The sequence below is a fragment of the Nocardiopsis sp. RV163 genome (assembly GCF_001029525.1).
Classification (GTDB): Bacteria; Actinomycetota; Actinomycetes; order Streptosporangiales; family Streptosporangiaceae; genus Nocardiopsis; species Nocardiopsis dassonvillei.
Map to the genome: position 1 here is coordinate 1 of NZ_LEKI01000203.1, position 8,280 is coordinate 8,280.

Consider the following 8,280-nt stretch of genomic DNA (forward strand, 5'->3'; position numbering starts at 1 on the left):
CATCGCCTGGTTCAACCACGAACGCGTCCATACCTACCTTGAGGGCCTGAGCCCGGTGCAGTACCGAGCTCAGGCCCTCGCGGCTTAACCTTCAGTTAGCCGGTCCAACTACCGGGGACCAGTTCAGCCGGGGCGGCCCCCTTCCGCGTGCTCCGCCACCGTGCCGACAGGCCCGGCGGGGAGCGGGAGCGGCTGGCCCTGAGGCACCGGAAAGGGCGCCGTCGGGGGCCGACCGTGCCCGCGACCGTGTTATCCGAGAAATCTTTTTTGGTTCTCAGATTCTTACGGAATGGTTTCCTGCGGTCAACGCCATGTTTCTCGCTAAGGGCTCCGGGGGTGGCCGAAAGGACTGTCCGAAAAACGTTTGACCACTACAGGCGAGTCTTTTGGGACTTCCTGCCCGAGGTGCCGTTGTCCCCGAAAGCTGCACGGCCAAGCGACCCGAAGGCAGTCGCGAGGTACTTGGACGCAAAAAAAGTTGCCCTCCCACCCTGGAGCGGAGAGCCAAGTCTGGTTATGGTGGCAAAGCGCAGCGGCCCTGGAATCAATTGACTACTCTGGGTTATTGGCCGCTGCGCGCCTCCCGATACCGTCCCCCTGTAAAAGGAGAATAAGAGTGCACAGGAACACCACCGGGAGAACGGTGCTCGGCCTCGCCGCGGCCGGCGCCCTCTCCGTCCCCCTGGCCCTGTCGGGCGCCGTCTCGGCCGGCGCCGACGAGCTCGCCCCCCTCCACACCGTCGGCTCCTCGGCCACGGGCGACTACTTCGTCGTCCTGGAGGACACGCTCAGCGCCGCCTCGGTCACCCCCACGTCCCTCGGCATCTCCTCCGACCAGGTCAACCACGCCTACGACGAGGTCGTCAACGGCTACTCGGCCAGCCTGAGCGCGCAGGAGGTGCGCGAACTGCGCGGGCAGTCGGGCGTCGCCTACGTCGAGGAGGTCGGCGTCGCGCACACCACCGTCACGTGGGGCCAGGACCGCATCGACCAGGAGGACCTGCCGCTGGACGGCTCCTACGGCACCACCGGCGACGGGGCCGGGGTCTCCGCCTACATCATCGACACCGGCATCGACGCCTCGCACCCCGACTTCGGCGGTCGCGCCTCCTCCGCCTTCGACGCCTACGGCGGTGACGGCGGCGACGGCAACGGCCACGGGACCCACGTCGCGGGCACCATCGGCTCCGCCGCGTACGGCGTCGCCCCCGCCGCCGACCTCTTCGGCGTCAAGGTGCTCGACGACAACGGCTCGGGCTCCTACGACGACGTCATCGCCGGCATCGACTGGGTGGCCGCCAACGCCGGACCCGACGCGGTGGCCAACATGTCCCTGGGCGGGCCCGTCTCGCCGACCCTGGACGAGGCCGTCAACAGCCTGGCGGCTTCCGGTGTGTTCGTCGCGGTCGCGGCGGGCAACGAGGGCCAGGACGCGGGCAACACCTCTCCGGGCGGCGCCGAGGGCGTGACCACGGTCGGCGCCTCCGACGCGACCGACGCCGCGGCCTACTTCTCCAACCACGGCCCGTCCGTCGACATCTACGCTCCCGGAGTGGACGTGGAGTCCACCGTCCCCGGCGGCGGGACCGACTCCTATGACGGCACCTCGATGGCCAGCCCGCACGTCGCCGGTGCCGCCGCCCTGTACAAGAGCGTGAACGGCGACGACGACCAGGCCACCATCCAGGACTGGCTCGTCTCCAACGCAGGCGCCGACAAGCTCAGCGGCCTTCCCTCGGGGACTGTCAACCTGCTGCTCAACGTCCAGGGCCTCTGATCCGGGTGGCTGTGGAGACCCCGCTCGTCCACAGCCCGCTCCGAGGCCACCGCGCGAGGAGCAGACGAAGGACCGGTCGGCCCCGGTCCGGGGGAAGCCTCCCCGGGCCGGGGCCGTCGCGTGTGCGGGTCACGGTCCACGGCCCGGGCACGCGCCCGTCACTTCGGGGGCCCGCTTGGTGACCGAAAGTAATAACCTGACGGGGTGGACGATGGTTATCGACTGGTGTTCGTCGGTGGAATGGGCCGCTCCGGCTCGACCCTGATCGAGCGGCTCCTCGGCGAACTGCCCGGGTTCTGTTCGGTCGGCGAGGTCGTGCACCTGTGGCGGCGCGGACTGGTGGAGGACGAGCTGTGCGGCTGCGGCCGCCCGTTCTCCGGCTGCGGCTTCTGGTCCGACGTGGGCAGTGAGGCCTTCGGCGGCTGGAACCGCCTGGACACCGGGGAGGTGCTGCGGCTCAAGGACCGCGTCGACCGCACCCGCTTCCTGCCGGTGCTGCTCAACGGAGCCCACCAGGGGCTGCTCGCCTCGCGCTGCGACCGCTACACCGAGCTCTACCACCGCCTGTACTCGGCGGTGTCCCTGGTCAGCGGCGCCCACGTCATCGTGGACGCCAGCAAGCACGCCTCCCTGGCCGCCTGTCTGCGCTGGCGCTACGGCGCCCGGATGCGCCTGCTGCACGTGGTGCGCGACCCGCGTGCGGTGGCCCACTCCTGGGCCAGGCGCGTGGCGCGCCCGGACGCCTCCCCAGGCAGCAGCGAGCCGGAGATGGCCCGCTACTCGGCCGGGCGGGCGTCGGCGCAGTGGATGGCCCAGAACGCCTCCTTCGACGCCCTGGCCCGGCGCGGCGTCCCGACCCTGCGTGTGCGCTACGAGGACTTCGTCGCCGACCCCGGGGGCGAGTTCGCCCGGATCGCGGAGTTCGCGGGGTACGCGGGCACTCCGCCGGACGCGGCGCGGGGCGGCTTCGAGCTGTCGGAGGGGCACGCCGTGTCGGGCAACCCGATGCGCTTCACGGCCGGGCGGGTCGGGGTCCGCGCCGACCACGGGTGGCGTGAGGCGATGCCCGCCTGGCGGCGGCGCCTGGTGGCCGCCGTGACGGCTCCGTCCCGGGGGCGTTACGGCTACTGAAGTCCGTTTTGCCACTTCAAGGACTGTTGTTCGCCCCAATTATGACGTAAGGTGTCCATCTGAACACTCTAAGTCACTTTTGGAGAACTGGGGGGAGTTCGACGTGGACAGGGGACCGGTACGGGCACTGGCGACGACGGGGGCACTGACCCTCGTCCTGACACTGGTCGGAGCGGGGGACGCGCCGGCGGGCGGGGCCCCGTCCTCTCCACGGCAACCCTCGGACCGTCCCGCGGGGGCGACGGAGCCGCCCTGGCACGGGGGGTACGCCACCGACGAGGAGTGCGCCGTCTCGGAGATCCTGGAGCCCTCGTGCGGTGTCTGGTGGGGGGCCAGCCCCTACCGGGACCGGATCGAGCCCCTGGAGGAGGCGGTCGACCGCCGCATGGACATCGTCTACACCTGGCGCGGCGTCGACCAGGCCGACGTCCCCGGCGAGCGCGAACGCCGACTGATCTCCGAGGGCAGGTTCGTGCACACCAACATCGAGGCCAGGCGGTTCACGCGCTCCGGGCACCCGGCGGTCTCCTACGAGTCCCTCTTCGACGGCGGGTTCGACGACTCGCTGCGCTCCCAGGCCCGCGCCGTCGCGGAACTGGACGTGCCCTACTTCGTCACCTTCGACCACGAGGCCGACGCCAACACGCGCTACAACAGGCGCGGCACGCCCGAGGAGTTCGTACGGGCCTGGCGGCACATCGTCGACCTGTACCGCGAGGAGGGCGCGGACAACGCCATCTGGGTGTGGAACGTGACCGGTTGGGAGGGCAACTTCGACCGCCTCCCCGGCCTGTGGCCCGGCAACGACTACGTCGACTGGGTCAGTTGGGAGGCGTACAACATGACCGGCTGCGACTCCCAGCCGCACTGGGACGAGGCGTACTCCTTCGAGGACATGATGCGCCCCGCCTACGAGTGGTTCCAGAACGAGGGGCCCGAACACGGGATCGACCCCGACAAGCCGGTGATGATCGGGGAGATGGGCACCACGCACATCGGTCCGCAGGAGACCCTGGAGTGGTACTCCGAGATCCCCGACGTGCTGCGCCGCTACGAGCGGGTACGCGCTGTCAAGGTGTGGGACAACAAGCTGTCCCCGGACTGCGACTTCCGGATCAGGGCCGACGAGTACGCCCAGCGCGGTTTCGAGGCCGCCGGACAGGACCCGTACGTGTACCTGCCCGAGCGGGTGCGCCGCCTGGCCGAGTACGCCCAGGAGCGGGGCTGACCGCCCGGGGTCCGGGTCGTCCGGGTCGGTTCGCGCGGACCGCCGCTCCGGCAGGGGGCGGCGGTCCGCGCGTGTGCGGCCCGTACGGGGGCGCCGGTTCAGCCGCCCACGGGCCGGAACATGGACCAGGTGCGAGGGCCGCCCCCGGGCAGCGCGTACTCGGCGGTCACCCGGAAGCCGAGCGACGTGTACAGGCCCACGTTGTCCTCCGTCGACGTCTCCAGGAACGCCGGGAAGCCCGCGGCGTCGGCCTCGTGCAGGCCCGCGCCGATCACCGCCCGCCCCAGCCCCCGGCCCCGGGACGCGGGGTGGACGCCGACGGTGCCGAGGAACCACACCGGCTCCTCCGGCCGGTACGGCTCCATGGCGGCCTCGGCCTCCGCGTAGGCCCGGGCGCGGTCGCCCGCCAGCTCCACGAGCCGGGGGAGCAGGGCCTCCACGGCCTCCTGCGCGCCGTCGGCACCGGGCACCGTCCAGACGGAGGCCGCCCGCAGGTCGTCGCTCACCCACACCCGTCCGTACGGAAGGCCGATCTCGGCGAGGAAGACGCGCTGGAACTCCCGCAGCCGCGTCCCGTGGCCGTCGGCGCCGATCACGTGGCGGGTGAAGGGGTAGTCCGCGAAGGCGGCGGCCAGCGTGTCCGCCGCCCCCTCCACGTCATCGGGGGTGGCCCTGCGAATCATGCGCGTCCTTCCCGGCCGCTCGGTCCGCGCGCCGGGGCCCCGGCGCGCGGACCGAGGTTACAGGCCCCTGCCGCGCAGGTGCAGCGCGCGCGTGACCCACCCGGCGGGCACCCCGAGCACCACCGCGAGCGCCAGGTAGGCGCGGGCCTCGGCCGGGCGGCTGCGGACGGTGGTGCCGATCCAGCGCAGCGCGGCGCGCCGACGCCCGGAGGCGGCCTCGGCGAAGGCGATCTGCCCGGACACGCGCGCGTGGCCGCGCGGCACCAGCGCGAACTCGGGGTAGCGGTCCAGCAGCCATCGCAGGGCGGTGGAGATGGTCCGCCAGCGCCCGGAGAAGTGCGACCTGCGGTGCCACAGCACCCGCACGCCCGGCTCGGGGATGTTGCGGATGGGTCCGCGCCGGGCCAGGCGCAGCAGCAGTTCGTAGTCCTCGGCGTAGCTGCCGGGGATCTCCTCGCTGACGGTTCCGCAGCCGTCGATCATGGCGCGGCGCCGGATGAGGAACGTGGACGGGTGCAGCTCGGTCAGGCGAGACCCCAGCAGGTCGCCGAAGGTCACGCTGGTGCGGTCCAGGCTGCGGACCGCCTCGACCCTGTCGTAGACCACCCGGATGCCGCAGCACACCATCTCCGTGCCGGGCTCGTCGAGCATGACGTCGACCTGTGCCCGGAGTTTTCCGGGCAGCCACGTGTCGTCATCGTCGCAGAAGGCCACCAGGTCGGTGTCGGCGGCGAGCACACCGGTGTTGCGGGCCCCGGCCAGGCCGGGGGTGAGGGTGTTGGTGACCACCCTCACGGGGCGGTCGCCGCCGGAGCGGGCCAGGGAGGGGTCGGGCTGGTCGTTGTCGAAGACGACGATCGTGGTGATGCGGCCGGAGTAGTCCTGCTCGTTGATCGCCCGCAGGGTCCGGCGCAGCAGTTCCGGCCGGTCGCGGGTGGGCACCACCACGGTCACACCGGGCAGGGGCCCGCCGTCGCCGGGACCGGAGGCGTCGGTGCGGGCGGCGGCCAGCGGGTCCGCGCCGCCTCCGGCCGTGCGGGCGGCGGCCGTGTCGGCGGGTGCGGCGGGTGCGGCGGGTTCCGCCGTCGTGCCCTGGCCCCGGGTGAGCAGGTCGATGAGCTCCCCGGTGCGCAGCGCGGCCCGCTCGGTGCCCTCGCCGTCGCCGGGGTCCACCCGGAAGTCCCCGGGTGAGGCGAGCGCCCTGTCCAGGAGCGCGCATAGCTGCTGGGGGGTCGCGCAGGAGCGCACCCGGCCCGCCTCCTCCAGGCGCCGTACGAACAGGAGCTGGTGCTCGTCCACGTGCTCGTCCAGTTCGGGGTCGCGGGCGACGACGATGGGCAGGCGTCCGGCGCGGCGGGCCTGGACGATGGTGCCCGGTCCGCCGTGGGCGACGACCACCCGGGCCCGGCGCATGCGCTCGCCGAGCACCTCCCCGGGCAGGAACGCGGTGCCCGAGGCCACCGCGGGTGCGGTGCTGTGCCCGTGCTGGACCAGGAAGCGCAGGTTCCGGCGGCGCCGGGCGTAGTCGTCGATCCACCGGACCAACCGGTCGAAGGAGTGGTGGTCTGTGCCGAGGCTGACGACCACGTCGGGGTGGCCGCTGTCGTCGGGGCGCGGTACGGGACGCGTGGTCTGTTCGGTCAAAGCAGCGGTCCTACCGTGATGGCGGTCGGCATGAAGGCGCGCTGCTCCTCCCACTGGGCGAGGAACAGCCGGGTGAACGGACGGCACAGCCGGGCGGTGAGCGTCGGTGTGTCGAGGCGGTCGTAGACCTCGATGTAGACGGTCGGTATCCGCAGCAGCCACGCCAGGGCGAAGAACGGCAGGGCCACCCCTGCGCCGGTGGTGACCACGGCGCACGGGTGCCGTTCGCGCAGGACGCGGACGGCCAGCCAGGTGTTGCGCAACAGGTTGCCCACGTGGCGGGTGGTGGGGTGGAAGGCCCACCGGACGCGCTCGCCGGTCAGGGCGGCCTCGGCGTCGGGTGTCCGGAAGGTCACCCACACGCGCTCGCGGTGCCGCCACCAGGGACGCAGTGAGCACAACTGGGCGAGGTGCCCTCCGCTGGAGGCCACCAGGAGAACCGGTCGTGGAGACATGGGGTCATCATTTCATAACTCTTTGTAGTCGCTGGGAGGGTCGCGGCGAGGCGCACCCGTTGTCCACAGGAGGGAGGGGGCGTCTTCCGTCGGGCGCGTGCAGGGGCTTTCATGGATAGCGGGGGGTCCCCAGGGCCCGCCCGCCTCGCCGTGCCCGCACCGCCTCCGGCCGAACTCCCCGGCCGGCGTCCTCGGCCCCGCGCCGCCTGCGGTCGCCGCAGCGTGTCCGCACCGCTTCCGCCCGCCTCGGCGCGCCTCACCGGCGCGGACCCAGGCCCAGCAGTCCGCGCAGCGACCACACCGTCACCAGGTGCCCCACCGCTCCCGAGGCCACCGCCATCGCCAGCGTCGCGCCCCCGCCGTCCAGCAGCGTCTCCAGCAGTAGCGGCAGGGCACCGAACCAGGCCACCGCGCTGGTCGTAGCGGCCAGCACCGGGCGGTTGAACGGGTGCAGCACCACGCGGGAGCGCAGCTGCCACAGCGGAAGCAGCTTGCGCACCAGCATCGCGGCCACTAGGGCCACGGCCGCCCCGGTGGCTCCGGCCGCGGGTACGAGCAGCACGCACACCAGGACGTTCGCCGCCAGCGACAGCACGTTGTTGACCAGGTTGAGCCGGGTCAGCCCGGTCATGGTCAGAACCAGGTCGCCCATCCCCAGCGCGGCCGCCGCTAGCTGGCCCGCGCACACCACGGCCAGCGCCGTCGCCCCCGCCGCGTACTCAGGCCCGAACAGCCGCATCACCTGGGGGGCGAACACCAGCACCGACAGGTACAAAGGCCACAGCAGGCACACCAGCCAAGCCGTTCCCGCCTGGTACAGGGTCCGGACCCCGGCGTGGTCGCCCGCCGCCAACTGTTCGGCGAACCTGGGCTGGGCCGCGTACAGCACCGCCTGCGTGCCGAACTGGCCGACCACCATGACCCGCGTGGCCGCCGTGAACACCGCCGCGCCGTTCAGCCCGCCCAAGAGCGCCACGAGGACAACGCCGCCGCGCTGCACGCCCATCTGGGCGACCGCGGCCACCGCGCGCGGCAGGGAGAAGGCCCAGAACGTCCGCCCGTCCACCCCCTCCGCGGCCTCTTCCACGGTTTCCGGGGCCACGTCCGCCCCCGGGGCCGCGGACTCCCCACACGCACGGCCGGTCCCCGGCGCCACAGCCGTCGCGGCGGCACCGGGGCGATCGGGGGTCCCCCGCTCCCCTCCGGGCACCGCCTCCCCGAGGGCGCTCGCGTCCGCCGAGCCGTCCGCTTCCCCGGAGGCCCCACCGGCCTCGGGGACGGCCCGGCGCACGACACGCCCCAGCCAGAACCACGCCACCACGGCCGCGGGCAGGTACGGCCCCGCCCACGCCAGCGCCAACA

8 protein-coding genes are annotated in these 8,280 nt (G+C 72.8%); 4 read left to right on the forward strand and 4 right to left on the reverse strand.

Translation table 11 applies throughout. The annotated features are described in order from the left end of the window. Position 1 precedes the first annotated feature (1 nt). From ABD54_RS29625 to ABD54_RS23840, 4 genes are all read left to right on the forward strand, one after another. On the forward strand, positions 2-88 hold the full coding sequence (locus ABD54_RS29625) for an IS3 family transposase (RefSeq protein ID WP_082166964.1): 87 nt from the start codon (positions 2-4) through the stop codon (positions 86-88). A gap of 555 nt (positions 89-643) precedes the next feature. Then, positions 644-1,777, forward strand: coding sequence for a S8 family peptidase (locus ABD54_RS23830; protein ID WP_047871779.1), 1,134 nt, complete (start codon positions 644-646; stop codon positions 1,775-1,777). Positions 1,778-2,017: 240 nt separating this feature from the next. After that, positions 2,018-2,908, forward strand: coding sequence for a sulfotransferase (locus ABD54_RS23835; RefSeq protein WP_047871774.1), 891 nt, complete (start codon positions 2,018-2,020; stop codon positions 2,906-2,908). Between the two features lie 103 nt (positions 2,909-3,011). Then, positions 3,012-4,136: a glycoside hydrolase family 26 protein gene (locus tag ABD54_RS23840; RefSeq protein WP_047871780.1), complete on the forward strand. Its 1,125-nt coding sequence runs from the start codon at positions 3,012-3,014 to the stop codon at positions 4,134-4,136. A gap of 98 nt (positions 4,137-4,234) precedes the next feature. Here ABD54_RS23840 and ABD54_RS23845 read toward each other — a convergent pair whose 3' ends face one another. From ABD54_RS23845 to ABD54_RS23860, 4 genes are all read right to left on the reverse strand, one after another. After that, on the reverse strand, positions 4,235-4,819 hold the full coding sequence (locus ABD54_RS23845) for a GNAT family N-acetyltransferase (protein ID WP_047871775.1): 585 nt from the start codon (positions 4,817-4,819) through the stop codon (positions 4,235-4,237). A gap of 57 nt (positions 4,820-4,876) precedes the next feature. Then, positions 4,877-6,463 (reverse strand): glycosyltransferase, encoded by a 1,587-nt coding sequence (locus ABD54_RS23850; protein WP_047871776.1) that lies wholly within the window; start codon positions 6,461-6,463, stop codon positions 4,877-4,879. Continuing rightward, on the reverse strand, positions 6,460-6,918 hold the full coding sequence (locus ABD54_RS23855; protein ID WP_047871777.1) for a polysaccharide biosynthesis protein: 459 nt from the start codon (positions 6,916-6,918) through the stop codon (positions 6,460-6,462). Before ABD54_RS23855 ends, ABD54_RS23850 begins: the two co-directional genes overlap by 4 nt. 256 nt (positions 6,919-7,174) lie before the next feature. Then, the coding region (locus ABD54_RS23860) for a lipopolysaccharide biosynthesis protein (RefSeq protein ID WP_047871778.1) at positions 7,175-8,280 on the reverse strand (1,106 nt) is incomplete at its 5' end.